The organism is Natronorubrum halalkaliphilum, assembly GCF_009834785.1.
GTDB classification, from domain to species: domain Archaea; phylum Halobacteriota; class Halobacteria; order Halobacteriales; family Natrialbaceae; genus Natronorubrum; species Natronorubrum halalkaliphilum.
Window position 1 is genome coordinate 50,289 of record NZ_WUYX01000060.1, and the last position, 25,464, is coordinate 75,752.

The following is a 25,464-nucleotide window of genomic DNA, read 5'->3' on the forward strand; positions in this document are numbered from 1 at the left end:
AAATTTCTGTGTGAATTTCGGCGTTAGTACTTCGGCTCCGCTCCGGTCGTCTCGTAGACGGTCTCCATCAGTTCGTCGCGTCGATCCTGCCACCCTGCGAGCCCTTCGGGGCTGGTGGGGTACTGCTCGTAGTGAGCCAGCAGGTCGTCGGCACAGCGCTTGGTCTGGTAGAGGTTCCAGATGGTGCCCCAGTGGCCGCGGCTCTTGATCAGCGACTCGAGTTTGAGTTTCAGGCCGATATCTGTACTCCCCGAGTAGAGCGCCTCGGCGAGTTTGTCGCCGGGCATGGCCGCGAGCAGCCCCATCAGATCGTCGACGTCGACCGCCGTCGAAAGGATGTTGTAGACGTCCAGCGCGGCGTAGCGGGCCCCGAAGTGGTCCATCACGCGCTCGTTGTACTCCCAGAAGGTTGCCTCGCTGTAGTCGCCCGTCTCGAGTGCTTCGATCGCCTGATCGGCGGCGTACTTGCCGGCGTAAGCGGCCCCGGCGATGCCGCCGCCGGTGGTGGGGTTGACGTGGCCCGCGGCGTCGCCGACGGCCATGTAGCCCGGGTGGACGGCCGAGTCGTAGGGCCGACGCGTTGGAAGCGCAGCGCCGAGTTTATCTTCGACTTTAGCACCCGCGAACTCGGGACGGTTCTCGAGGTCGCGTTTGAGGTCCTCAACGAGCTGCATCGGCTCCTCGGTCATCTGGAAACCTAGACCGGCGTTGATCTCGGTGTCAGTGCGCGGGAAGTACCAGAGGTAACCCGCCGCGCGCTCGGTGGGCTTGAACACCAGCGCGTCGTCCCACTCGACCGGCTCCTCGACGTGGACGATCTCGCGGTAGGCCGAACAGAAGTGCGAGTAGTTGACGTTCGTATCGAACGTGGAGTCGGAGAAGTCGACGTTGTCCTGGAGGATCGAGAGCGAGCCCGCAGCGTCGATGACGATGTCGGCCTCGTACGTGATCGGATCGCCCTTTCGGATCGCTTCGACGCCCGTCACGCGGCCGTCGTCGGCCTGCGTGACGTTCTTGACGACGGTGTCGTAGTGAAACTCGACGCCGGTATCGCCCGCCCCGCCGATGATTCGGCGGCCGTACTCCCAGCGGTCGATGACGGCTAACTCGCCGGGGACGGGGATCTCGAGGACGGTGTCCTCTTGGGGAATCTCGAAGCGGCCGTGGTCGACGCCCGTGTTCGTAAATGCGGGCTCGAGTTTCGACTTGGGAATCGCATCGGGGAAGGCGTCTGCACCCTTCAACGCGTCCCCGCAGGCGATATGACCGGCTTCGTGCTCGGTCTTGCGCTCGAGAACGACGGCATCGTATCCCTCCCGGGCGACGGTCGCTGCGGCGTAACATCCGGCAGTCCCGGCACCGACGACGACCACGTCCGGCGACCGGCGGTCGGACGAGGTGGTGGCCGTCGACTGCTCCTGCGTGCTCATATCAACTGTGTGGACCCCACGGGAAGAAAACGTTTTATGTGTTATTTGTGGGATCGGCGAGGGCACAATCGTGCTCCGCCGGTCGATTTCGACGTGATCGGCGACGTGCTCGAGGAGTGCAGCCGTTCTGACGGGTCCTCTCACGGTATTTTCGTTGCTTCTGTCACGACAAATGTGAATAAAGAGTTTTAGTGAGGTCTTTCGTAGCAGCCTGTATGACAGAGTACACGATCGAATTCGTCGGGACGGGTGAGACGATCACCTGTACCGACAAGGAGACGATTCTCAGTCGCTGTCTCGAGGAGGGTATCGCCCAGGAGTACTCGTGTCGCGTCGGGATGTGTCTGGCCTGCTCGGCCGAGATTCTCGAGGGCGAGGTTACCCAGCCCGCGGCGCGGGGACTGACCGAGGAAGAAGCCGAGAACTATGCGCTTACGTGTATGGCTCGGCCGCAGTCGGATCTGAAACTCGACCGCGGGAAGTACCCGCCAAGCATCGAGAGCGATCTGGAGGGCGAGATCGGTGAAGCGGGCGGGGCTGCGGCTGCGGATGACTGAGTTGTGGCCGTTCAACGACCAGTTGTAACCAGCCGATCCGTAACCGACTAGCTAGCCGCTTCTGTCGTCGTTGGACGCGCCCCTCGAGTGCGTAATCAGGACGATTCCCGACCCGTCGTGGCCGAACGTGACCTATCCTGGGGCAGGAACACACTCATCACGCCACGCGGTTTTTCAGCGACTCGCCCGCCCGGAACCGGCGAACGTTTTCGCGGACCAACTCGGCGATATCGTGGTGGTAGCGGTTCGTCGCGGACCCGCGGTGTGGCGTCACGATGACGTTTTCGAACCCCCAGAGCGGCGACGACGCGGGGAGGGGCTCCTGCTCGAAGACGTCCAGTGCAGCGCCGGCGATGGTTTCCGCCTCCAGGGCCGTTATCAGCGCCCCTTCGTCGACGAGCGGTCCTCGAGCCACGTTGAGCAGGTACGCGTCCGACCGCATCGCATCGAGAATGTCCGCGTCGATCATCCCCTCCGTCGCCGGCGTGTGCGGGGCCGCGAGCGCGACGAACCGCGCGTCGGCGACGGCAGCCTCGAGCGCACCGGGGTCGTAGAGTTTCGAGACGGATGGGACGGGATCATCCGAGCGACGAACGCCAACGACGTCCATGCCGAGCGCGTCGGCCCGTTTCGCGATTCCCTGGCCGACGGTTCCGAGCCCGACGACACAGAGTCGTTCGCCCGAAATCGTAAATGGGCGCTCGTAGGCCGGGTCGTGCCACTCTCGATCCCGTTGCCGATCCCGATAGGTGTGGAGCAGTCGCGCCAGTGAGAGCATGTATCCGACGGCGAGTTCGCCGACGGTGTCGCCGTGGATGCCGGAGCTGTTGGTCAGCGGAACGCCGACGTCCTCGTAGGCGTCGGTATCGAACGCGTCGTACCCCGCGCGAATGCAGTGGACCCAGCCCGCCTCGAGGAATTCCGGGCGCGGTTCGAACGACGCGACGGCGTCCGCTTCGGTGTAGGGTTCGCCGTCGCCGACGAGTTCGACGCGAACCTCGAGGTCGTCGAACGCCTCGAGAAACGCCGTCTCCGGCAGCTTCGTTCCGACTGATTCGTGTAGACACAATCGCTCGAGTGTAGCCATCTATCTCTCACGACTGGCGTCGTCCGCAAGAACGTTTTCGGGAGCCGTCGGCCATAGCGTGCAAGCGCGACTCGAGTCGGTTGCAGGTTACCAGTTGGCAGTTGCTGTCAGGTATCGCGCTGAAAACGCCGGTGATGGTGAAAATGGACTCCTCCCGATGGTCTCCTCCGCCTCCGTAGATCGCAAACCGCGTCAGCGTCCCGAGCGCCGATCAGTCGACGAAGTCGATGTCGTCGCCCTGTGCGGGCGCTTCGGGTTGGACGGCTTCGCCGTCCGGTCGGCCGTAGATCTGTGGCGACTCGACGCCGGTGACGACGATCATCGTCCGCATGCTGCCCTCGAGGCTCTCGTCGATCGAGGTCCCCCAGATGATGCGCGCGTCGGGGTCGATCCGGTCGTAGATCTCTTCGACGACGCCTTCGGCTTCCTCGATGGCCATGTCGTTGCCGCCGGTGACGTTGACCAGCGCGGAGCTCGCGCCCGAGATATCGACGTCGAGCAGCGGCGAGCGCAGCGCGGTTTTGACCGAGTCTTCGGCCTTGGCTTCGGAGTCGGCTTCGCCAAGCCCGATCATGGCGACGCCGCCCCGTTCCATGACGGTTCGAACGTCGGCGAAGTCCAGGTTGACGAGGCCGGGTTTCGTGATGAGTTCCGTGATGCCCTTGACCGAGCGCATCAGGACCTCGTCACTGACCTTGAACGCCTGGCGGACGGGCAGTTTGCCGACCGAATCGAGCAGGCGGTCGTTCGGGACGACGATGACGGTATCGGAGACGTCACGAAGCCGCTCGAGGCCGGCTTCGGCGTTCGTGCGTCGAACCTCTCCCTCCGCGGTAAACGGCGTCGTGACGATCGAAATCGTCAGGGCGCCGGCCTCGCGGGCGGCTTTGGCGACGACCGGAGCCGAACCGGTTCCGGTTCCGCCGCCGAGTCCGGCCGTGACGAAGACCATATCGGAGCCGTCGATGGCGTCGTAGATGTCCTGCTGGCTCTCGAGGGCGGCTTCCTCGCCGACCTGGGGAAGCGAACCGGCACCGCGGCCGCCGGTCTTCTCCTCGCCCATGAGGATCTTGGTGTCGGCTTCGATCTCGACGAGGTGTTGGACGTCGGTGTTGGCGGCGACGAGTTTCGCGCCGTGGATACCCTCCTCGTGCATGCGGTTGATAGTGTTGCCGCCGGCACCGCCACAGCCGACGACGGTAATGTCTGTCTGGAGGTCCTGAAGGACGTCTTCCAGTTCGTCGTCGGTCATCGTTCCCGTTCGGTTGCTTGCGTCGTCTCCGCTCGGCGACTGTTGTGGTTGGCCCTCGTCCGGGACCGCCGACGGCTCCCCGTCTTCGGCCTCGTCGATGGCGTCGTCGATAATGGAGTCCATTCTTGGCCGTGTCTAAAAGATGGAGCATAATTACCTTTCCCCTACACGTCAGACGACTGTCTGACACGGTAGGGGCGGCTTACTGTCACTCGAGTTGTGCGACGAAACCCGACACAGGACGTCGATACCCACCATTACCATGCGTTCGCTCGAATTATATCGGGAAGCGATCCGTTTGTTCGCGCTGAACTCTCTCGGGACTGATGGTTTCGCCGTCGACGGTAACGGACTTGCCGTTTGCGAGCGCGCCGAACTTCGGGCCTTCGGGAACGCCGGTCGTGCGGGCCAGTTCGGGGTCGAAAGCCGTCTGCTCGGCGACGACAGCGTCGTCTTCGACCGTTACCGTTTCGTACTTTTCCTCGAGGACCGTTGCCAGTTCGGAGATAATTGACTCCCGCGCGTCGGGCGCGCCGTCGTCGGGACCGGGGTCGGAGCCGGGAACTGCGACCGCCGACCCGACGCGACTGCCGCCGTTTTCGGTCGCGAAGGCGACGGTGTGACCGTCGAAAATAGCTCGCACGCGCTCGGGATCGATACCCTCGGCGGCGTCGACCAGGTCCGTCGGCAGATCGACGACGGCGAACGACCGCTCGTCGCGGTCGCCGAACCGGGTTCCGTCGTCGATGGTTCCCAGTTCGGACTCGACGGCGTCGACGAGGTCGAGCGGTTGATCGTCCACCTCGCGAAGCCAGGTCTCGCTAACGACTCGGTACCCAGACTCCTCGAGCGTCGTTTCGAGTACCGGCCACTCGCCGTCGATCACGGCGATTTCGGTGCCGCTCTTCTCGAAGGCGGCCTCGAACACCTCCCGGTGGGCCGTCGGGTGCCCCATCGCCTCGAGGCCCCAGTCGGCCGCGATGTGGCCGACGGCCCACGAGGTTTCCCGGACGATCCGCTCGAATCGCGGGGCGTAGTGGTTGCCGCCGAAGCCGACGACCTGTTTGGGTCGGTGCGGGCTGGCGTCCCGAAATTCGAGGATCGCGCGGGCGACGGCCGTGGCTCCGTCGGGGTCGTCCCACTGCTCGTCGCCGCTGCCGAGTTCGGCGAACAGCGACGGACAGCCGACGTCGGTGGGGCCGTGGTGGGTACACTCCATCCCGACGTCGTACGCCTCGGGCGCGTACTCGTCGAAGGCCTCGAGCAGCCGTGCGAGGGCGTTCGGACACGCCTCGGCGACGGCGTCGTCGTCACCGCCGAACTCGGCCGGGCCGAAGTTTCCCGTGAAGTGGCCCGTTAGCAGCGCCCCCGTATCGCCCGAATGGCGCGAGGCGAAGACGAGCAGGTCGGGGTCGCCGTCGAAGGCGTCGACGGGCCGCTCGAGTTCGAGGTGCAGGTCGTCGAAGGAACGCAGTTCGGCGCGGTCGGTTCGGTAGACGGTGCCACCGCCCGCCGACGCGGGCCGGGAGTCGTCGTCGACGGCCTCCCAGTCGGCGAGTTCGCGGAGTTGATCGCAGATGTGGACCGACGCGCGGTCGGCCCGGCTCTCGACGATAGCGAGGTCGGTCATACTCGAGTGGGTGGGCCGGGAACCGGTAACGTCGTCGGTTCGTCGGCGAGCGCGGGCCCGCGCCCGCGCCTTGAGTCGAACCATCGGCTCACGGGTGTTAAAGCCGTGGCGAGGGCCACCGTCGCTTTTTCCGGGATAGAAGTGGTACCAATCACCATTACTGGCAGCCCCAGGATCACATGGACAATTCATCCTCGGAACGGAACGGCGATCCGGAGGGACCGGACGAACCGGACGAATCGGATCCGGGCCCGTCGCCGACCGACGACGTTTCGCCACCGGCGCTCAGTCTCGACGTTCGGCGGCTGACCGACCTCGTCAGCGATCACGCCGTCTCGCTGCTCGACCAGGACGGTCGCGTCGTCAGCTGGAACGAGGGTGTAACAGAGCTGTTGGGCTACAGCCAGGGCGACGTTCTCGGGGCCCACTACCGCGTCTTCTTCCCCGCCGAAACCCGCGAGATCGGCCGTCCAGAAGAGCTACTCGAGCGAGCGCGAACGACCGGACGGGCCGAAGACGAAGGGTGGCGTCTCAGAAGCGACGACGGACGGATCTGGGTTCGCGAGATACTCGTCCCGATTCGGGACGACGGCGTCGGCGAGTTCGGGGGCGGTGAGGATTCCGATCACAATGGCCACGATCAGACTGCCGATCTGCGGGGATACGCGAGGCTCCTTCACGACCGCACCGAGGAACACGAACGCGAGCAACGGCTCCGCGAAGAACAGGCGTTCACTGAGAGCGTCTTCAGCGCACAGCCGGACATCGTCTACGCGTTCGATACCGAGGGGAACTTCCTCGAGTGGAACGATCGAGTGCCGGAGGTGACCGGGTACGCGGAATCGGAGTTGGCCGAGATGCGCCCCCTCGAGTTCGTCGTTCCCGAACACCGCGATCGGATCGCCGACGCCGTCCAGCGAATCCTGGACGAAGACGACTACGTCGCCGTCGAGGCCGACCTGCTAACGAAAGACGGCACGCGGATCCCCTACGAGTTCAACAACGCCCGAATGACCGATGCGGACGGCTCGACGCTCGGGCTTACCGGCGTCGGCCGCGACATCAGCGAGCGCAAGGCCCGCGAACGAGAGCTTCGCGAGGAAAAGGCGCTCACCGAGAGCATCTTCGAGGCTCAGCCGGACGTGCTCTATGCCTACGACACGGACGGAAACCTGATCCACTGGAACGAGCGGTTCGAGCAGCTCACCGGCTACGACGGGGACGAACTCGAGGGCATGAGTCCCCTCGAGTTCATCGCGCCGGCCGATCGCGACCACATCGGTGACGCGATCGGTCGAATCCTCTCGGAGGGTGAACGAGTCACCGCCGAAGGGAGAGTGTTGACGAAAGACGGCACCCACATCCCCTACGAGTTCAACAGCGCTCGAATCACCGACGATACCGGGACTGTCCTCGGCTTTACCGGCGTCGGCCGCGACATCAGCGAACGTAAGGCCCGCGAACGTGAGCTCGAGCGCCTCGAACGGCTCAACGCGACGATCCGAACGATAGACGAAACGATGGTTGCAGCGGAAACTCGCAACGAGATCGAAACCGCGATCGTCGAAGCGTTCGCGGCCGAGGACGCGTATCGGTTCGCGATACTGGGTCACGGAGAGACCGCGATGACGACCGAACGACGGCCGCGGGAGCCACGAGCGGTGGCGGGAATCGACGCGACGGCGGCCGGATCCATCCTCGAATCGTTCTGCGAACCGCCGACCGAACGGCCGGGACGCTCGCCGTCGGAAGAGGGATCCGTTCAGTGCTATCACCGTCTTCGCGAGAGTTCGGTCGACGACTGGCGGACCGACGCCCGCAGCCACGACTACGGTTCCGTTGCGGCCGTTCCGATCACGGCGAGCGGCCGAACGTTCGGGCTGCTCGTCGTCGCCGCCGAGGAGCCGACGGCGTTCGCCGAGCGCGAGCGAGAGGTGTTACAGGAGTTCGGAGGAACTATCGGTCATGCGATCAACGCGATGGCGATCCGCCGACTCCTTTATCTGGACACCGTCGTCGAACTCGAGTTCGAATCGACGGATCGTCAGGACGTCTGCATCGATCTCTCGGCCTGGACAGGCTCTCGACTGACGTTCGATCACGTGCTCCCGGTCACCGACGAAACGTTCGTTTATTACGTTACCATCACCGACGCGGGTCCGGAACGGGTTCGATCGTTCGTCACCGATCACCCCGCGGTCAGGGAGGTCCGCCGCATCGACGCCGTCGAGAACGGACACCACTGGGAGCTCACGATCCACGGCTCCACGATCATCAGTCTGCTCGCGGATTACGGCGCTCGAATGCGCTCGCAGATCATCACCGACGGCGTCTCGAGCACCGTCGTCCAGCTCAGTCCCGACGTCGAGGTGCGCGACCTCGTCGATGCGGTCACGTCGGCCTACCCCGACACGCGACTGGTCTCGAAACATACCGTCGAGCGGTCGGTCGAGACTCGCGGTGACTTCCGACGGCAGGTCCAAGACGAGTTGACCGAAAAGCAGCGAACGGCGCTCGAGGCGGCCTACTACGGCGGTTACTTCGAGTGGCCGACGCGAAACAGCGACGCCAGCGAAATCGCCGATCAGCTCGGGATCGCTCGCCAGACCTTTCACCAGCATCTCCGGGTCGCACAGGAGAAACTCCTGACAGCCTACTTCGAAGAGGGGAGACAGTCGGAAACTGAACAGGATGGGTGACTGTCACAATTCCGTCGAAATACCCCTCAGTCATACCAGAGCACGCTGGTACACATCTTTCCCCCGCCGGTCGTCTCTAGCAATCAATGAGTTCGCGCCTCGACACAGAACAGACGACTACTGCGTTCGACATTCTCGCCACCCCCAAGCGGCGATACCTGCTTGCGGCCCTCTCCGAACGGACGGGGCCGCTCTCGCTCGAGACGCTCGCAGTCGAGGTTGCTGTCACGGAACACGGGACGCCGATCGTCACCGACGAACAGGTTCGCAACGCCCATATCGAGCTTCTTCACTGTCACGTCCCGCGACTGCTCGATGAGGGGCTGTTGACCGCGGTCGATACTGGGAGTGAGAGTGAGAGCGAGAGCGGGGCTGAAGATGGGGCCGAAACCGAAACCGAGAGCGAGAGCGATACCGACGGCGCGCGAACCATCGCCCTCGCCGACCACCCCATTCTCGAGGCCGAGTGGGTCTCTCGGCTCCTCGACGAACTCGCTGCCGGGGCGACCAGCCGGGAAGCGACACTGAACCGAACGCTCGAGGCGCTGCAGCCCGCACGTCGCCGGACCAGTTGCGCGATCCTTGCGAGGCAACGAGAGCCACTCGCGGTCGCCGACCTCGCCGCGATGCTTGCGGCCCGGACGGCGGATGCGGATACTCGACTCGTCGATCTCGCCCAATCCGACTGGAAGCCGTTCGCCACGCGACTCGTCCACAACGATCTGCCCGCGCTCGCGGAGGCTGGCCTCGTCGAATATGATCGCTCGAGCCAGACCGTTTCGATCGCCCCCGATGCGCCGCAGTGGCGATCGGACTGGCTCGCCGCGAGCCCGCTCGGAGAGATCGGCGCGATGCTCGAGACGTCCAGAGAACTGGCGGACGCCGAGACGGCCGGACTCGCTTCCGACGACACGGCCGACGACGCGACCAGTTCGGGCGCGTGCTGGACGATCGAGGGACAAGAAAACGTCGTCGCCGCCGGGCAGGATATCGCCGACCACGCCGAGGAGGAACTGTTCGTCACGGTTCCCGACGGCGGCATGATCCAACGGCGCTGTCTCGAGCGCTGGCGGGCCGCCGCCGAGCGCGGCGTCGACGTCTATATCGGCTCGGAATCGGCCGAAGTACAGGAGACCGTTCAGTCTGCGATTCCCGAGGCGACAGTCTGCGAACCGCAGTCCGACTGGCTGAACTTCCCAGTCGAGCAACTCCACCACGGGCGCGTCGTGTTCGCCGACCGCGAACGGGTGATGCTCGTGACGATCGACGACGAAAACGGCGATCTCCGCGCGACGGCGATCACCGGTGAGGGAGCGGAGAATACGCTCGTCAAACTCGTCCGCGAACACGTCGGCCCGCGGCTCGACCGCCTCGAGTCGCGGCGTGCCGACGGCGAGGCCGTGACCGATCAGGAAACGCCGCTGCCGCTGTGAGCGGGGCGTCGTTGCGAGGCGCGGAATTGCGTTCGGGAGGCTGCTTTTTGTCGTCCTACGGGAAAAGCAAGTACAGGAAGACGACGTAGCCGGCGACCAATCCAGCGCCGTCCAGTCGCGTGAGTCGGCGGCCGTACCCCATCATGGCAACCAGCACGATGGTAAAGACGACCAGGACGGGTAACTCGAGACGGAGCGTACTCGGGGCGATCTCGATCGGCGTGATCAGGGCGACGATCCCCAGTACCGCGAGGATGTTGTAGATGTTCGACCCGACGATGTTCCCGATGGCGAACTCGGTCTCGCCGCGAACGGAACCGACGACCGAGGCCGCCAGTTCCGGCAACGAGGTGCCGAGGGCGAGCACGGTCAGTCCGATGAACAGGTCGGAAAAACCGAGCTCCGACAGCAGACCGGTGCCGCCGGAGACCAGCCACCGCGAGCCGATGACAAGCGCCACCAGTCCGCCGAGGACGAGCGCCACGTCGCGGGCCGCGATCCCGTCTCCGGCGGCCGGGTCGTCGACCGTCGGTGCCGGATCGACGTTGACGTAGTAGACCAAATATGCGGTGAAGCCGCCGAGTACCAGCAGGAAGATAGCACCCTCGAGTCGGCCGATCGTGCCGTCGGCACCGAGGACGACGAGCAGGACCGCCGCGAGGAGCATGAACGGAACGTGGCGGCGCATGACGATCGAACGCACCTGCAGGGGCTTGATGAGCGCGGAGACGCCGAGGACCAGCCCGATGTTGGCGATGTTCGAGCCGATAACGGCCCCGAGTCCGATATCGGTCGAGACGTTCAGCGCGCCGATGGTCGAGACGAACAGTTCGGGCGCTGTCGTCGCGAAGGCGATCACAGTCACGCCGACGGTCGCCGCTCGAAGGCCGATTCCCAGTGCGAGCCGTCCGGCGCCGGCGACGAGCAACTCGGCGCCGGCGTACAGGACGACGACCCCGACCGCGAGGAGAGCGAGGTAGAGCGGGATTCCGGAGAGCATGCGCGGCGCTACTCGTGACTGCGGTAAAAGAACCCCGAAAAGGGGCGTCTCTCGGTTCGATACGGAGTCGAGTACCTATCCGTTTAACGGACGATCGTCACCGGAACGGGGGCCCGACGGACGACGCGCTCGGCGACGCTGCCGAGCAACACGCGACTCGCCCCGGAGCGGCCGCGGCTTCCGACGACGATGTGATCGACGTCGTGGTCCGTCGCGAACGCGACGATTTCTCGAGCGGGGTCGCCGACGACGGTCTCCGTCGCGATCGAACCGCGGGCGTCGGCCGCGATTTCGGCTGCATCCGCGAACAGGTCCTCGGCGTCTTCCCGCCGTGACTCGACCATCGACTCGTAGGCGTAGATCCCGCCCTCGCCGTACGTCGAGAGGTTCGGGTCGATAACGTGTACCGCCGTGATCGTCGCGTCCGGATACTCGCGAACGGCGTGTTCGAGCGCTGCGCGAGCCGGCTCCGAGTCGTCGATGGGAACGAGAACGTCCATACGGCGTATTCGTTGGTCCGATGGATAAGCGCCGGGGCGGGTTCCCGCTCTGCGGTGTCGTCGTCGAAGCCGTGCTGGTGGGGCCACGCCATGGCACAGCACATCATCCCACGCCACACCGCGAAGTCACACCGATTATGGCGCTGCCGCCTCGAGTGTCTGCCATGGCTATGGACGTCTTCGGGTTGCTCGGCAACCCGGTCGGGCACTCGCTGTCGCCGCCGATGCACGAAGCCGCCTACGACGAACTCGATCTCGAGGCGCGGTACGTCACCTTCGAGCCTGAAGTCGACGATCTCGCGGCCGCCGTCGACGGAGCCGACGCGCTCGGACTAACTGGATTGAACGTGACGATTCCGTTCAAACAGGACGTCCTCGACTGCGTCGACGCCGACGACATGGCGAGTCGAATCGGCGCGGTCAACACGATCGATTTCACCGGGACACAGCCGACGGGTCACAACACCGACGCGGCCGGCGCGTTGCGTGCCCTGCGAGAGCACGACGTGGCGCTCGAGGACACGCGCGCGGTTCTCGTCGGTGCAGGCGGGGCCGGCCGAGCGATCGCTTTCGGCCTCGCGGACGCCGGCGCGACGGTCGAAATCGCCAACCGGACCGAGACGACGGCTCACGAACTTGCCGACGACGTTCCGGGGGCGACCGGGTACGGACTCGAGGCCGACGTGCTCGCCGACCGACTCGCGGACGCGGACGTTCTGGTCAACGCGACGAGCGTCGGCATGGAGACGGACGAGACGCCGGTGCCAGCCGAGGCGCTCCACGAGGAGCTGGCCGTGCTGGACGCCGTTTATCGGCCCCTCGAGACGCGACTGCTGCGAGAGGCGGCGAACGCGGGGGCGACGACCGTCGACGGCGCGTGGATGTTGCTCTATCAGGGCGTCGAAGCCTTCGAGCTGTGGACGGACCGAGCAGCCCCGGTCGACGTGATGAACGCGGCGCTTCGGTCCGAGCTGTAACCGGCGCCGAGTTCGTCTACGGGCTAATCGCCGATCGTATCAGGCGAATTTAAGTGATGGAGCCGACTATATCGAGCTAATGGCAATCCTCCAAAAGCTGAAGTCGCTGCTCGGGTTCGGGGAGTCGGACCCGGAGCGAGGACGCAGTCGAGAGGTCGGGGTAACGGTCGAACGGGAAGGATCGCAGGAGGGCAGTGCCGAATCCGACCCGACCGAAACGAAGTCGGCGACGGAACCGCCGGCGCCGTCGAGTTCGACGGCCAGTTCGGAGCCCGCGGGGGGTGAATCGACGTCCGCGTCCGCATCCGACGGCGACGACGCGAACACCGACGCCGACACCGATGCCGCGGCCGACGAATCGGCCGCTGCCGGCTCGGACGCGGCGGGTTCGACGGGCTCGATGACGGAACCGAGCGCCGATCCCGAGGAGGCAGCCGAACCGGCGGAGGCGACCGGCCCCGGAACGGAGGCCGCATCGCCCGCGGAGGAACAGACATCCGGCATCGACGAGGACGAGGTCCCGGTCAAAGAGGCAGAGCCGGGTACACTCGGGGACGAGATCGACGAGACCGCCGAACCGGACGATGAGCCGTTGGCGGAGCCGGAATCGGAATCGGAGCCGGAATCGGAATCAGAATCAGAGACCGAAGCGGAAACGGAGCAGGAGCCGGCAACGGACGCGGACGCTGACGCCGACGCGGACACGGCCGAAGACGACTCCGAGGAGGACTCGAGCAACCAGGAACCGGTCAATTCGATCAAAGGGATCGGCCCCGCCTACGCCGATCGGCTCACCGGTGCGGGCGTCGAGACCGTCGGCGACCTCGCCAGCGCGGACGCGGCCGAACTGTCCGAAGCGACCGATATCTCCGAAAAGCGGATTCAGGGCTGGATCGACCGCGCCGAAGTCAGGTGAGCGAACGCGTCGTTCGACACCCTACCCACCCCGACAGCCCCGCCGTCTCGCTGCAGTTTGTTTTGTTCGTTGCATCTCGATTACCCCCGTTTTTGGACCCGGATACTTCCCCGAAACCGCAAGAGGATTAGTCTCCCCCCACCTTTCGGCAGCTATGAGCGATCCGCGCGTCGTCACCTCGCTCGAGTCGTTTCGAGAGGCGGTCTCCGAGTCCCTCGAGCGGGACGGATCCACGGCACCTGCACCGACGACGCGCGACGAAACGGTTCGAGTCCCAATCGAGGTCCGGGTCTCCGTCACGGACCCGTTTCTCGCCTACCGTCGGGCTCGCAGTCCCGGCAGTCAAGGCGGCGTCTTCCTCGAGACGACCGGCGGCCAACCCGGCTGGGGCTACTTCGGTGTCGACCCGGTCGATCGGCTGACGGTCGCCCCGGATGCGGTCACCCGATCGCACGGCGAAGATGGCTCCCCGACGCTGACGGCGCTCGAGGGCGTCCTCGACGAGACCGAACTGAGTCGCGGTGACTGCGACGTGCCCTACCCCTGCGGAGCGATCGGCTGGCTCTCCTACGATATCGTTCGCGAACTCGAGAGGCTCCCCGAATCGGCCGACGACGACCGCGGCCTGCCGCGACTCGAGGTCGGGGTCTACGATCGGCTGGCGGCCTGGGAAGCTCCTGTTGGCGTCGATACCGATGCAGACACCGGTGACGGCGAAGACGCGAACGTAACCCTGCGGGTAACCGCCTGCCCGCGACTCACACTCGAGGGCGACACGGCCGGTCCAGTCCTCGCTGACGACGCGATCGAGGCGGCCTACGACCGCGGCCGCGAGCGGGCACTCGACCTCGCGAGAGCCGCGCTCGAGGGAGATCCGACCGTCGGCGAGCCGCCAGCCGAGACGCCGGCCGCGACCTTCGAGAGCGACTGCGGCCGCGAGGCCTTCGCCGAGCGTGTGCGACGAGTCAAAGCGTACATCCGCGATGGCGATACGTTTCAGGCGAACATCTCCCAGCGGCTGGTCGCCCCTGCTGCGGTCCACCCCGTCGCAGCCTACGACGCCCTTCGGCGGGTCAACCCGGCACCCTACTCGGGCTTGCTGGAGCTACGCGCCGCCGATCTGGTGAGTGCGAGTCCCGAACTGTTACTCGAGCGCGACGGCGACTTCGTCCGGACGGAACCGATCGCCGGCACGCGACCCCGCGGGACGACGCCCGAGGAAGACGACGCGCTCGAGGCCGATCTCCGCGCCGACGAGAAGGAACGCGCCGAGCACGCGATGTTGGTCGATCTCGAGCGAAACGATCTCGGGAAGGTCTGTGCGTACGGCTCGGTCGAAGTCGACGAGTATCGACGGATCGACCGTTACTCCGAGGTCATGCACCTCGTCTCGAACGTGACCGGTCGGCTCCGGCCCGACGAGACGCTGGCCAACGCCGTCGGGGCGGTGTTCCCGGGCGGGACGATCACCGGTGCGCCGAAACCGCGGACGATGGAAATCATCGACGAGCTCGAAACGACCCGCCGCGGCCCCTACACGGGAAGTATGGGGATCTTCGGCTTCGACGGCCGGGCGACGCTCAACATCGTCATCCGGACGCTGGTCCGCCACGCCGAGGAGTACCACCTCCGGGTGGGGGCGGGAATCGTCCACGATTCGGACCCCGAACGCGAGTACGACGAGACCCTGGACAAAGCCCGCGCGCTGATCACGGCCGTCGACGAAGCCCTCGGTGAGCGGGCCGGGATGGCACTCGAGACCGACGGCGGTTCGAGCGGTGCCGTACTCGAGGAGGAGATTGACGGCGGTGAGATCGATGAGTGACGAGACCCGAATCCTCGTGATCGACAACTACGACTCCTTCGCGTACAACCTCGTCCAGTACGTCGGCGAGGCCGCGCCGGAAGTCGTCGTTCGCCGGAACGACGAGATCACCCTCGGGGACCTCGAGGCGATCGATCCGACGGGCATCGTCGTTTCGCCGGGACCCGGAACGCCCGAAGCGGCGGGGATCTCGATTCCGCTGTTCGCCGAGACCGAGTACCCGATTCTGGGCGTCTGTCTGGGCCACCAGGCGCTGTGTGCGGCGAACGGATCCCCGGTCGTCCGCGCGCCCCACGTCGTTCACGGGAAGCCGTCGACGGTAAGCCACGACCGCGACGGGATCTTTGCGGGACTGCCCGAGACATTCCAGGTCGGGCGCTATCACTCGCTGGCGGTCGACCGGGCGGATCTCCCCGACTCGCTTACCGAGACGGCCCGAACGACCGACGAACGCGGCGTTCTGATGGGCGTTCGCCACCGCGAGAAACCCCATATCGGCGTCCAGTTCCACCCCGAAAGCATCCTTACGCGGGGCCACGAGGGCGTCGGGAACGGGGATGGGGGCGAGGGAGAAGACGGAAACGGAAACAGCAACGAGGACGGCATCTCGCTCGCGGTCGGAAAACGAATGATCGCGAACTTCTGTCGGTTCGCCGCGGAGGGGCGGGATGACTGACGAAGACGCGGACCGCATCTACCACGTCGACGGCGAACTCGTCCCCGCCGGCGAGGCCACTGTCAGCGTCGACGACCGCGGCTTCCGGTACGGCGACGCCGCCTTCGAAACGCTGCGGGCCTACGGCGGGACGCTGTTCGAGTGGGACGCCCACGTCGACCGACTCGAGCAGACCTGCGAGGCGCTGTCGCTCGAGCACGGACTCGACGAGGACGACCTCCGAAGTCGGATCGCGGAGACGCTCGACGCGAACGGTCTCGAGGACGCCTACGTCCGACTCTCGATCACTCGAGGCGTCCAGCCGGGTAAACTCACGCCCCGATCCGAGGTCGAGCCGACGGTCGTGATCTACGTGAGCCCCCTTCCGCGCGGCGGACTCGAGGGTGAGTCGGTCTGGGCGGAGCCGGCGACCGTACAGACAGTCGAGACGCGCCGAATGCCCGACGAGTCGGTACCGGCCGCGGCGAAGACGCACAACTACCTTAACGGGATTCTGGCCCGTGCGGAACTGCGCGAGAACGATCAGCCGTCCGACGCCGACGAGGCGCTTATGTCCGACCTCGAGGGTCACGTCGCCGAAGGCGCGACGAGTAACCTGTTTTTCGTCCGCGACGGCGCGGTCCACACGCCGACGACCGACGGTTCCGTGTTACCGGGGATCACGCGGGCAATCGTCCTCGAGTTAGCTGCCGAGGCGGGGATTCCGGTGCGGGAAGATCGGTACGTGCTCGCGGACGTTCTCGAGGCCGACGAGGCGTTTCTCACGAACCGAACGTGGGAGCTACGACCGGTGGCGTCGGTGAACGGCCGAGATATCGGCGGCGGACCGATCACGGATCGACTCACACGACTGTACGACGAGCGCGTCGAGACGGCGTGTTACGAGTGATCGGCCTCGCTCGAGGAGAGCGAACGCGCCGATGCCGAATCAGCTGTAGCAAGAGCGCGACGGTGAAGACTCTCGAACCGAACGCTATCGCCGCTCTGTAGGTCGTATTCTGATTCGTGAGGAGTTTCTGGGGAACGAGTGACTGCTTGCAAACAGTATACGGGCAACCATCGCCAGCGGGACAGCCGTGAGCAAAACCGGCAGGGAGCCCCATCGGCGGTCCCTCCCGGAACCGATTCCGGAGAGTCGGGTCCATGAACGGTATATCGATATATGAAAACGCGGCAGGTTCCCAAAAAGGTCTTAGAAACTGACCGGCGCGACGGGTCCTTGAGGTATTCCATCCGCCTCGAATGCCGCCTTCAACAGGTTCATACACGACAATGCGTGAGTCCAAAGCGTGCTTTCCGGGGGACGACGACGGCTGTTCGACGTCTGGCGACGCGTGTTCGACCTCTCGTGGCCGGTAATGGTCGAGCAGTTCCTCCGGACGCTGATGCGGACGACGGACATCGTCGTTACCGCACTGTTTTCGCCCGCGGCGGTGGCTGCCGTCGGTCTGGCTGACCTCTACGCTCGACTACCGCTCCGGATCGGACTGGGTCTCGGCAGCGGTGTCATCGCGCTCTCGAGCCAGGACACCGGCAGCGGAGCGACCACGAATCGAGACGAAGCGGTCACGCAGGCGGTCCTCCTCGGCGCGGTCACCGGCGTGCCGTTCGTACTGTTCGGCTTTCTCTTCGGTCAGTTGGCGATCGATATCCTGGGCGCGGAGTCGGAGGTCGCCCGCATGGGTGGACTCTACCTCGCGATTATCTTCGCGACGACGCCCGCCAGACACGTCGCGCTGGTCGCCGCGCGGTCGATTCAGGGAGCGGGCGATACGCGCACGCCGATGTACGTCAACGTGGTTTCGAACGGGCTGAATATCGTCGGCACGGTCGTCCTTGGTCTGGGACTCGGGCCTGTACCGGAGCTACACATTATCGGCGTCGGTATCGCGACAGCCTTCGGCAACGTCTTCTCCGCGCTCGTACTCGTCGCTGCCATCTGGAGTTCGTGGACGCCCGCCGGATTCGTCCGCCCGCGCCAGTGGACGATCACTCGACAGCTGCTCGCGATCAGCGCGCCGCGGATCGCCGAGGGGATGGTAGCGACGGCCCTCGAGTTCCCGTTCAATTCGATCCTGCTGTTCTTCGGGACGGAGGTCAACGCCGCCTACCAGATCGGCCGTCGGGTCTACCAGCAGCTCACCGGTCCGCTCTCCCGGGGTTATCGGACGGGAACGAGCATCATCGTCGGTCAGACGCTGGGTGAGGGTGATCCCGCCGGAGCGCGGTACAACGGCTGGGCCGCCGCCGCGCTCGGCGTGGTAACCGTCGGCTCACTCGGCGGCTTCCTCTTCATCAGCGCGGAGTGGCTCGTCTCCCTGTTCACCGACGACCCGGAAACGCTGTCCTACGCAGCCGGCTTCGCCCGCGCCTACGCCCTCGCGGCACCGGTCACCGCGCTCTACATCGTCCTTGCGGGCGCGCTCACCAGCGGAAGCGATACGAAGACGCCGTTCATCGCCCGCGTTTCGGGTATGGCCGTCGGCATGCTCGGCGTGTCGGCCATCGGCGGCATCTACCTCGGCTACGGCGTCCCGGCGGTGTACGCTTCCATCGTCGTCTACTACGTCTGGGCGACGGCCTACGTCACCGTCGGCTTCTATCGGGGGAGCTGGATCGAGCGCACGCAGTCGATGATGGACGAACGCGGCAGTACGCCGAGCGAAGATTAGTGCAGGCCACGTTCGTGCTGCGTGCTGCCTGTTGCGTGCTCCGGGTCTCCGAAAATCACTACACTAAACTGTCTCAGTCGTCCGATTCGAGCGCCGACTGCTCGGGTTCGTCCAGCTCGGCCGGGACCTCGAGTACCTCCCGTTCGGTTCCCGAAAGCTCGGTCGCGAACTCGCTGCCGAAGGCTGACGATGGCGTCTGGAAGCCGGTCGGGATTCGGTTCCGACCGCGACCGTCGACGGCGCGCTCGGCAGCACTGACGGCAGCCTCGGCCGTCAGCGCGTAGGGGTTCGGCGTCCGAAGTCGGGCGCGTGCGCGACGGCCGGTCGACTCGTCGATGACCTCGCCCCAGACCGTTGCGGAACCCCTGGATCGTTCTCGTTCGTCGGGGCCGTCGATACGGGCGTCGATCAACCGCTTGAACGCGCGTTCGACCGGCCGTCGCTCGAGGACCCAGCCCAGCGAGTCGGCAAACCCCATCGCGCGAGTCGCCCACGGCGGGGCCGCCGCGTACACTTCGACCGAATCGATACCCGTACTATGAGCAGCGGTGACGACGTCACCCCACGGGATGGTGACGGCGTGTTCGGGGCCGTCGCCGAAATCGATATCGCGGGTACGAAACGCCGCGGGTACCTTGATGAGTCGGCCGTTCCGCCGAACGACGCCGTCTCCGCCGAAATTTTCGACGAGCGTCTTGGCGGTCCCCCGCGAGAGCGGGCCGCGGCTTTTGATCCCCAACGAGAGGTCGGTCGCCGAAGGCAACTGGTCGTGCAGAAACGCCGCCAGACAGTCCGAGGGAACGACGTCGAAGCCGACGCCGGGAAGGAGCGTGATCTCGGCGTCTCGAGCCGCGGCGTCGCGCTGGCGCAGTCGCTCGAACACCTGAAACTCGCCGGTGATATCGAGGTAGTCCGTCTCCGTCTCGAGGCAGGCCTCGACGAGCGGATCGACCGTCTTTACGAACGGACCGGCACAGTTCAATACGGCGTCGAAGCTTCGAAGTTGCGCCCCGACGTCGTCGGAGAGATCGAACGTACGCCCTTCGACGCCGAGTTCGTCGGCCTGTCGCGTGACCGCGCGACCGTCGCGACCGGCGACGACGGGCGACCCTCCTCGAGAGACGGCTTCACGCGCGATCAGCCGACCGGTGTAGCCATACGAACCGTAGATGAGAAGGGAGTCCATAGCCGTCGTTTGGTTCTCAGGGTGTTAAAGCTGCGTCAGACGTGAAGCGGATCGTAACGTTCACCACGGCAGACCGATAACGGAGGTGGCGATGGACGCGTCACAACGGATCGCTGCACTCGAGGACGTTCCGGCGGATTCGACGCATCTCTTTCGTGTCACGAACGGAACGGGCGAGCAGCAGGAGGCCATTCTCGTCGCGAGCGGTGCCGAGGAGGACGGCGGCTGTGGCTCGGACGACCGCGATGACCGTCGCCTCGACGGCGACGACGAGACGCCGGTTTCCTGCTGGTTGAACTACTGCCAGCATCTCACTCACATCAAGATCGATAAGGGATCGGGCGCACCGATGCGAGACGGCGAACTCGTCTGTGCCAACCACGGCGCGTACTTCGACGCCGGGTCCGGGCAGTGTACCCATGGACCCTGCGAAGGCGCGTATCTCTCGGATCTCGAAGTCGACGTCCGAGACGGCAACGTCTATCTGACCGACGACGACTACGAGTTCGTCGGCGACGGCCCGCTCGACGACGACGGTGATATGACGTCGACGTCGAACGTCAAAATCTGAAGCGTAGTTAGCGGAGAACGGCCGGCGAAACCAGATCGCGTTCCTGATCGTACTCGAGCAGGCCGGCATCGACCAGTCGCGGCAGGTGGTCGTGGTACAGCGAGATGTAGACCTCGTGGACGCGCTCGGCGGAGAGCTCCGTTACTTTTCGGCCGGTCTCGCGGACGGCGACCTCCTCGGCCGCGTCCGGCAGCGTGAGTTCCTCACCGTAGGTACGCATCACTTCGAGCAGCAGGCGACGGCGGTGGTTGGCGAGCAGCGTGAACGCTTCGTCGACCGTTCCGGCCGACGCCTCGCAGCCGTCCAGGTTATCGAGGACCGCCAGCACGAAATCAACGCAGTCGGAATCGGGATGGGATGTGGCAGTCATTTGTATTCCTCCGTGGTGGCTCTCGAGCGGACGACACCTGAAGTGTGGAAGGCGGAAGACGGGAGACGAGAGACGGTGACAGGTGTCGATAGTCGTGTGCGTTGTTTGTCCATTCGGTCGAGAGTTCGTACCGGGTTCTCGCCTCCCCACTAAATATTAGTATCGAATCCGTTTCAGTTTGTCAAATTTTGATAACTGTCGGAATAGGCGAACGGTCTCACTCGATTGTCAGTGTCGGCTCGGAGACGGACTCGCTCTTACAGTCGGGACATCTCGAGGGAAGATTGAGCAAGTCGTCGAAGCCGTCGAAGCCACACTCCCGACACGCCGGCGGAGCGACGAGGAACTGCTCGTCCGTCGTCGCGCTGTCGACCGATCGGGAGACGTGTTCGGCGTGGCGAAGCACCGACTCCGGCGTCAGATCGAGCTGGACGGCGAGCTCGCTTGGGGTTGCGGGCTCGGCACGGAGGGCATCGGCGAGTCGCTGTCGTGTCGTTTCGTCGGCCTCGCGCATACCGGAAGAAACGGGCGTCGCTGTTTTACCGTTTCGCTCTTCGCGACCGTCGACGGTGATCGGCGGTAATTGACTACAGTAAACCGTATCACAGGACCTCAACGTCAGGACAACGACCCGAACGCCCGGCGGCGATTTCGGATCGCTGAAAGGGCAAACCACTTACCACAGGCAAGTGAAAGAACGGCCATGAAGGCCGTCGTCCTTGCCGGCGGGTACGCAACCCGAATGTGGCCGATCACGAAGCATCGGCCCAAGATGTTCCTCCCGATCGGCGACTCGACCGTCATCGATCGAATCTTCGCCGAACTCGAAGCCGACGAGCGGATCGACGAAGTCTACGTCAGTACGAACGAACGGTTCGCCGCCGACTTCGAGGCGCACCTCGCCGACAGCGAGTTCGAGAAACCAACCCTCTCGATCGAGGAAACGGATGAAGAAGACGACAAGTTCGGGGTCGTCGGCGCGCTCGCACAGCTTATCGATCGCGAGAACGTCGACGACGACCTGCTGGTCATCGCGGGTGACAACCTGATCAGCTTCGACGTCGCCGAGTTCGTCGACTACTTCGAGCGACGGGATGGGCCGACGCTCGCCGCCTACGACGTCGGCTCCCGCGAAAAGGCGAAATCCTACGGCCTGGTCGAACTCGAGGACGACCGCGTCGTCGACTTTCAGGAGAAACCCGACGAACCCAACAGCACGCTCGTTTCGATCGCCTGTTATGCGTTCCCCCAGGATTCGCTCTCCCTGCTTCCGACCTACCTCGAGGAGGGGAACAACCCGGACGAACCCGGCTGGTTCGTCCAGTGGCTCCAGAACCGCGAAGCGACCTACGCCTACACGTTCGAGGGCGCGTGGTTCGATATCGGCACGCCCGAGAGCTATCTCGATGCCGTCGCCTGGCACCTCGATGGCGAGTCGCTTGTCGCCGACTCCGCGACGCTCGAAAACGCCACCATCGGCGACAACGTCCACGTCATGGGTGACGTGACCCTCGAGAACACCGATCTCAAACACGCGGTGATCTTTCCGGAGGCGACGGTCCGCAACGCGGACATCCGCCGCTCGATCATCGACGAGGGAACCCATCTCGAAGAGCTGGATCTCGCGGGGGCGCTCATCGGTGCGCATACGACGATTACGAACGGCTCGCCGGAGTGAATACGGCAAATTCGCCAGACGGTGGCGAACTGCTTGTTATCGGACCAGTCGGTACAGCTATCAGTCCGCCGTGTGATGTATGTCCTCAAGAGACATGAGTCAGGCGGTTCAGGCGGTTCTCGACCGGTATGCCGAGGAGGTTCCGTGCGGGGAACTCGCCGCTACGTTCCGCGAGCACCGCCGCTGGACCGGCGACGATTCCACACTCCTCCTCGCCGAGGCCGCTGCCTCGACGACCGGCCAGCGCTTCGGTGACGGTATCAAACCCGCGGTCACCCGTTTTCGCGAGGCGTTCGTCGCGAGCGGGCGCGTCGACTCCTTCGACGAGCTCGCCGCACTCGATCTCGAGGACGAGGAACTGGTCGCCGCGTTCGGCGCCGAGCGAAACCGCCACGTTCTCCTCGAGGCCGCCCGCGTGCTCGCGGATCGGCCCGAAAACGAGGATCTGGCGGCGCTGATAGCCTGGGCCAGCGACGCCGATCAGTACCGGTACGACGAGGATCCGGTCGGCTCGATAGCCGGCGTCGGTCCTTCGAGTTTTCAGTATCTGCGCCAACTCGCCGGCGTCGAGGCGATCAGGCCCGATGCGAACGTCGCGGCGTTACTCGAGGCCGTCGCCGACGACCTCGAGTCGTCGCCGCTGGATACCGGGACCGACCTGCGGACGATCGCGTCCGGCGAGTGGCTGGCGCTCGTCTCGTCGTATTCGCCCCTCGAGATCGACCGACTCGCGTGGTGGACGTTCGCCGACGCGGACGAACGCGAAGCCGTCGTCGACGATCGATAACGGTCCCGTGAGAACGTCTCGAGGTGGAGTGTGTACCGGACCAGCCTGCTAGCCGACGCTTACGCGGCGAGTGCGGTCAGTTCCTCGAGTCCGTTCTCCGCCTCCGCTTTCGTCTCCTCGAGCGGATCGACGAGTTCCGCGGGCAGGTCCATCCGATCGGCCAGGGTCAGCAGCGTCTCGAGTTTCGTGATCTCGAGGCGTTCGATCGCGCGGCCGAGTTCCGCCTCGACGAGGTCGCCGAGGTTCGGATCCCGCACGTCCTCGATCAGTTCCTCGCGTCGCTCGCGGAGCCCCTCCAGCGACGAGTTCTCGATCGGACCGGGTTCGGCTTGCACCGGCTCGAACAGCGGTTCGATGCGACCGATCTGCTCGGTCGTGGCCTCGCCGTGGGCCATGTAGAATTCCTCGATTTCCTCGTCGGTCGCCGCCTCGGCCAGTTCGGCCTGGAGGTCCTCGAGTTCGCGTTCGATGTGGTAGAGTTCCCGAAGCTCCAGGACGAACAGGTCGCGTTACGATTCGATCATGCCATCGGTGGCGTCGCCGCCGAGGCGCAAAGGGATTCGCCCGTCGAATGAAACCCGTGTCGCTCGACGCCATTGCCGGCCCACTCGCCCGCGGATAACGATCGTCGCCGGTTATTATAATCGTTCGTCCCTTTCGTCAGGTCGACGGACATGACAGGAGAGACCACAACTGATCCACCGGCCGCTTACGACGCTCTCATCGACCGCTACGGGCGACTCACGAACCTCCAGTACGCCTCGATGTATCTCAACTGGGACCAGCAGGTGATGATGCCCGAAGGCGGCTCTCCCGGCCGATCGCGCCAGCTTTCCGCCATCTCCGCGACGCGTCACGACCTGCTCGTCGACGACGACGTCGCCCGCTGGCTCGACGCGCTCGAGGACGCGTCGCTGACCGACAGACAGGCCGCCGCAGTCCGGGAGATCCGGCGCGAGCACGACCGCGCCGCGAACGTTCCGTCGGAACTGGTCGAAGACATCGCCCGGACCGCCGCCGAGAACCAACGGATCTGGCAGGAGGCCAAGGCGGACGACGACTTCGAGACGTTCGCCCCTCGCCTCGAGCGGATCCGCGATCTCCAGCGGAAGCAGGCCGAACACATCGACCCCGAGACACCGCCCTACGAGGTGATGTACGAGGAGAGCCATCCCTTCCTGCCCATCGGGACGATGGAGGACATCTTCGAGACGCTCCGATCGGAGATCCCGCCACTGGTCGAGGAGATTCGAGCCTCGGGAACGAACCTGGCCGATCCGTTCGACGGGGAGTATCCCGACGCGGATCAGCGGGCGCTCAGTGAGGCTGCGCTCGATTACCTCGGGTACGACCGCTCGCGCGGACGCCTCGATACCGCACCGCATCCGTTCATGGCCGGCAATCAGTTCGACGCGCGGGTCACCACTCGGTTCAAACCGACGGACCCGATGGACGCGCTGACCGCGACCATCCACGAACTGGGCCACGCGACCTACCAGCTCGGACTGCCGAAAGACGAGTACGGATCGCCCCTGGGCAATTCGAGAATGAGCATCCACGAGTCCCAGTCGCGCTTCTGGGAAAACCACGTCGGTCGCACGGAACCGTTCTGGGAGGGGTTCCTGCCGGAACTGACCGACCACCTCGAGGGCCACGACGACCTCACCGTCCGCGAGGCCTTCGAGGCCGCAAACCGCATACGGCCGGAAAATCGCATTCGCGTCGAGGCGGACGAACTCACCTACCACATGCACATCATCCTGCGGTGTGAGATCGACCGCGCGTTCGTCGAGGGCGACCTCGCCGTCGAGGAGATACCCGCCGTCTGGAACGAGAAAATGGACGATTACCTCGGCGTTCGACCGGACACCGACGCGGAGGGGTGTCTCCAGGACATCCACTGGACGTCGCGGTTCGCTTGCTTCCAGAGCTACACCCTCGGGAGCGTCGTTGCAGCGCAACTCGATGCCGCTGTTCGTGACGACCTCGACGTCGACGGACTGGTTCGCGAGGGCGAGTTCGAGCCGATCCACGACTGGATGACCGAGCACGTCCACCGCCACGGACAGCGCTACGAAACGCCTGAACTCATCGAGCGAGCGACCGGCGAACCGCTCACCGCGGACTACTTCGTCGAGTACGCCCGCGAGAAATTCGAGCGCCTGTACGATCTGTAGCCGGGTCGGGCCTCCTCATTCGTCGCTCGTCACTCATCACC

General features: G+C 65.1%; 24 protein-coding genes. 14 read left to right on the top strand and 10 right to left on the bottom strand.

Annotation, left to right across the window (positions count from 1 at the left end; genetic code table 11):
- Positions 1-23: 23 nt before the first annotated feature.
- Positions 24-1,430, bottom strand: a complete 1,407-nt coding sequence (locus tag GS429_RS17130) for a geranylgeranyl reductase family protein (RefSeq protein WP_160066567.1) — start codon at positions 1,428-1,430, stop codon at positions 24-26.
- 215 nt (positions 1,431-1,645) lie between these two features.
- On the opposite strand from GS429_RS17130, the gene GS429_RS17135 reads away from it, so the two are divergent.
- Positions 1,646-1,987, top strand: a complete 342-nt coding sequence (locus GS429_RS17135; protein ID WP_160066568.1) for a 2Fe-2S iron-sulfur cluster-binding protein — start codon at positions 1,646-1,648, stop codon at positions 1,985-1,987.
- 157 nt (positions 1,988-2,144) lie between these two features.
- Here GS429_RS17135 and ddh read toward each other — a convergent pair whose 3' ends face one another.
- The 3 genes from ddh to GS429_RS17150 all read right to left on the bottom strand — a co-directional run bounded on the left by ddh (position 2,145) and on the right by GS429_RS17150 (position 5,956).
- Positions 2,145-3,074: a D-2-hydroxyacid dehydrogenase gene (ddh, locus tag GS429_RS17140; protein ID WP_160066569.1), complete on the bottom strand. Its 930-nt coding sequence runs from the start codon at positions 3,072-3,074 to the stop codon at positions 2,145-2,147.
- A 211-nt stretch (positions 3,075-3,285) separates the two neighbouring features.
- Entirely contained in the window at positions 3,286-4,449 is a 1,164-nt protein-coding gene (gene ftsZ, locus GS429_RS17145) for a cell division protein FtsZ (protein ID WP_160066570.1), read from the bottom strand.
- A 154-nt stretch (positions 4,450-4,603) separates the two neighbouring features.
- Complete coding sequence (locus GS429_RS17150) at positions 4,604-5,956, bottom strand: D-aminoacyl-tRNA deacylase (RefSeq protein WP_160066611.1); 1,353 nt, start codon at positions 5,954-5,956, stop codon at positions 4,604-4,606.
- Positions 5,957-6,135: 179 nt separating this feature from the next.
- On the opposite strand from GS429_RS17150, the gene GS429_RS17155 reads away from it, so the two are divergent.
- Together GS429_RS17155 and GS429_RS17160 are read left to right on the top strand one after the other, a co-directional pair.
- Complete coding sequence (locus GS429_RS17155; protein ID WP_160066571.1) at positions 6,136-8,655, top strand: PAS domain S-box protein; 2,520 nt, start codon at positions 6,136-6,138, stop codon at positions 8,653-8,655.
- An 86-nt stretch (positions 8,656-8,741) separates the two neighbouring features.
- A complete protein-coding gene (locus tag GS429_RS17160) occupies positions 8,742-10,088 on the top strand; it encodes a DUF7344 domain-containing protein (RefSeq protein WP_160066572.1) in 1,347 nt (448 codons plus the stop codon).
- A gap of 55 nt (positions 10,089-10,143) precedes the next feature.
- Here GS429_RS17160 and GS429_RS17165 read toward each other — a convergent pair whose 3' ends face one another.
- Positions 10,144-11,088 (bottom strand): calcium/sodium antiporter, encoded by a 945-nt coding sequence (locus tag GS429_RS17165; RefSeq protein WP_160066573.1) that lies wholly within the window; start codon positions 11,086-11,088, stop codon positions 10,144-10,146.
- A gap of 83 nt (positions 11,089-11,171) precedes the next feature.
- Positions 11,172-11,588 carry a universal stress protein gene (locus GS429_RS17170; RefSeq protein WP_160066574.1) on the bottom strand — a complete coding sequence of 139 codons (417 nt, stop codon included), beginning with the start codon at positions 11,586-11,588 and terminating at the stop codon, positions 11,172-11,174.
- Positions 11,589-11,758: 170 nt separating this feature from the next.
- On the opposite strand from GS429_RS17170, the gene GS429_RS17175 reads away from it, so the two are divergent.
- From GS429_RS17175 to GS429_RS17200, 6 genes are all read left to right on the top strand, one after another.
- Positions 11,759-12,565: a shikimate dehydrogenase gene (locus GS429_RS17175; protein WP_160066612.1), complete on the top strand. Its 807-nt coding sequence runs from the start codon at positions 11,759-11,761 to the stop codon at positions 12,563-12,565.
- Between the two features lie 79 nt (positions 12,566-12,644).
- Positions 12,645-13,481 carry a helix-hairpin-helix domain-containing protein gene (locus GS429_RS17180; protein WP_160066575.1) on the top strand — a complete coding sequence of 279 codons (837 nt, stop codon included), beginning with the start codon at positions 12,645-12,647 and terminating at the stop codon, positions 13,479-13,481.
- 154 nt (positions 13,482-13,635) lie between these two features.
- Positions 13,636-15,306, top strand: coding sequence for an anthranilate synthase component I family protein (locus GS429_RS17185; RefSeq protein WP_160066576.1), 1,671 nt, complete (start codon positions 13,636-13,638; stop codon positions 15,304-15,306).
- Positions 15,299-15,982, top strand: a complete 684-nt coding sequence (locus GS429_RS17190; RefSeq protein ID WP_160066577.1) for an anthranilate synthase component II — start codon at positions 15,299-15,301, stop codon at positions 15,980-15,982. The genes GS429_RS17185 and GS429_RS17190 overlap by 8 nt, the downstream gene beginning before the upstream one ends.
- Positions 15,975-16,871 (top strand): aminotransferase class IV, encoded by an 897-nt coding sequence (locus tag GS429_RS17195; protein WP_160066578.1) that lies wholly within the window; start codon positions 15,975-15,977, stop codon positions 16,869-16,871. The genes GS429_RS17190 and GS429_RS17195 overlap by 8 nt, the downstream gene beginning before the upstream one ends.
- 400 nt (positions 16,872-17,271) lie before the next feature.
- Positions 17,272-18,654: an MATE family efflux transporter gene (locus GS429_RS17200; RefSeq protein WP_328821452.1), complete on the top strand. Its 1,383-nt coding sequence runs from the start codon at positions 17,272-17,274 to the stop codon at positions 18,652-18,654.
- A gap of 73 nt (positions 18,655-18,727) precedes the next feature.
- On the opposite strand, the gene GS429_RS17205 is transcribed toward GS429_RS17200, so the two are convergent.
- Positions 18,728-19,840, bottom strand: a complete 1,113-nt coding sequence (locus GS429_RS17205; protein WP_160066579.1) for a saccharopine dehydrogenase family protein — start codon at positions 19,838-19,840, stop codon at positions 18,728-18,730.
- Positions 19,841-19,931: 91 nt separating this feature from the next.
- Here GS429_RS17205 and GS429_RS17210 point away from each other — a divergent pair, with 91 nt between their 5' ends.
- A complete protein-coding gene (locus tag GS429_RS17210; protein ID WP_160066580.1) occupies positions 19,932-20,411 on the top strand; it encodes a Rieske (2Fe-2S) protein in 480 nt (159 codons plus the stop codon).
- Positions 20,412-20,418: 7 nt separating this feature from the next.
- On the opposite strand, the gene GS429_RS17215 is transcribed toward GS429_RS17210, so the two are convergent.
- Positions 20,419-20,781, bottom strand: coding sequence for a DUF7344 domain-containing protein (locus tag GS429_RS17215; RefSeq protein ID WP_160066581.1), 363 nt, complete (start codon positions 20,779-20,781; stop codon positions 20,419-20,421).
- A 217-nt stretch (positions 20,782-20,998) separates the two neighbouring features.
- Positions 20,999-21,295 (bottom strand): transcriptional regulator, encoded by a 297-nt coding sequence (locus GS429_RS17220; protein WP_160066582.1) that lies wholly within the window; start codon positions 21,293-21,295, stop codon positions 20,999-21,001.
- 189 nt (positions 21,296-21,484) lie between these two features.
- On the opposite strand from GS429_RS17220, the gene GS429_RS17225 reads away from it, so the two are divergent.
- A complete protein-coding gene (locus GS429_RS17225) occupies positions 21,485-22,459 on the top strand; it encodes a nucleotidyltransferase family protein (protein WP_160066583.1) in 975 nt (324 codons plus the stop codon).
- Positions 22,460-22,553: 94 nt separating this feature from the next.
- A complete protein-coding gene (locus GS429_RS17230) occupies positions 22,554-23,246 on the top strand; it encodes a hypothetical protein (RefSeq protein WP_160066614.1) in 693 nt (230 codons plus the stop codon).
- A gap of 59 nt (positions 23,247-23,305) precedes the next feature.
- Here the strand turns inward: GS429_RS17230 and GS429_RS17235 are convergent, their stop codons facing one another.
- Complete coding sequence (locus tag GS429_RS17235) at positions 23,306-23,716, bottom strand: DUF892 family protein (protein ID WP_328821456.1); 411 nt, start codon at positions 23,714-23,716, stop codon at positions 23,306-23,308.
- Here GS429_RS17235 and GS429_RS22515 point away from each other — a divergent pair.
- The gene (locus tag GS429_RS22515; RefSeq protein WP_328821453.1) at positions 23,633-23,821 is read left to right on the top strand and encodes a hypothetical protein; all 189 of its coding nucleotides are present in this window, start codon (positions 23,633-23,635) and stop codon (positions 23,819-23,821) included. The genes GS429_RS17235 and GS429_RS22515 overlap by 84 nt on opposite strands.
- 99 nt (positions 23,822-23,920) lie before the next feature.
- Positions 23,921-25,423 carry a carboxypeptidase M32 gene (locus GS429_RS17240; RefSeq protein ID WP_160066584.1) on the top strand — a complete coding sequence of 501 codons (1,503 nt, stop codon included), beginning with the start codon at positions 23,921-23,923 and terminating at the stop codon, positions 25,421-25,423.
- Positions 25,424-25,464: the final 41 nt, after the last annotated feature.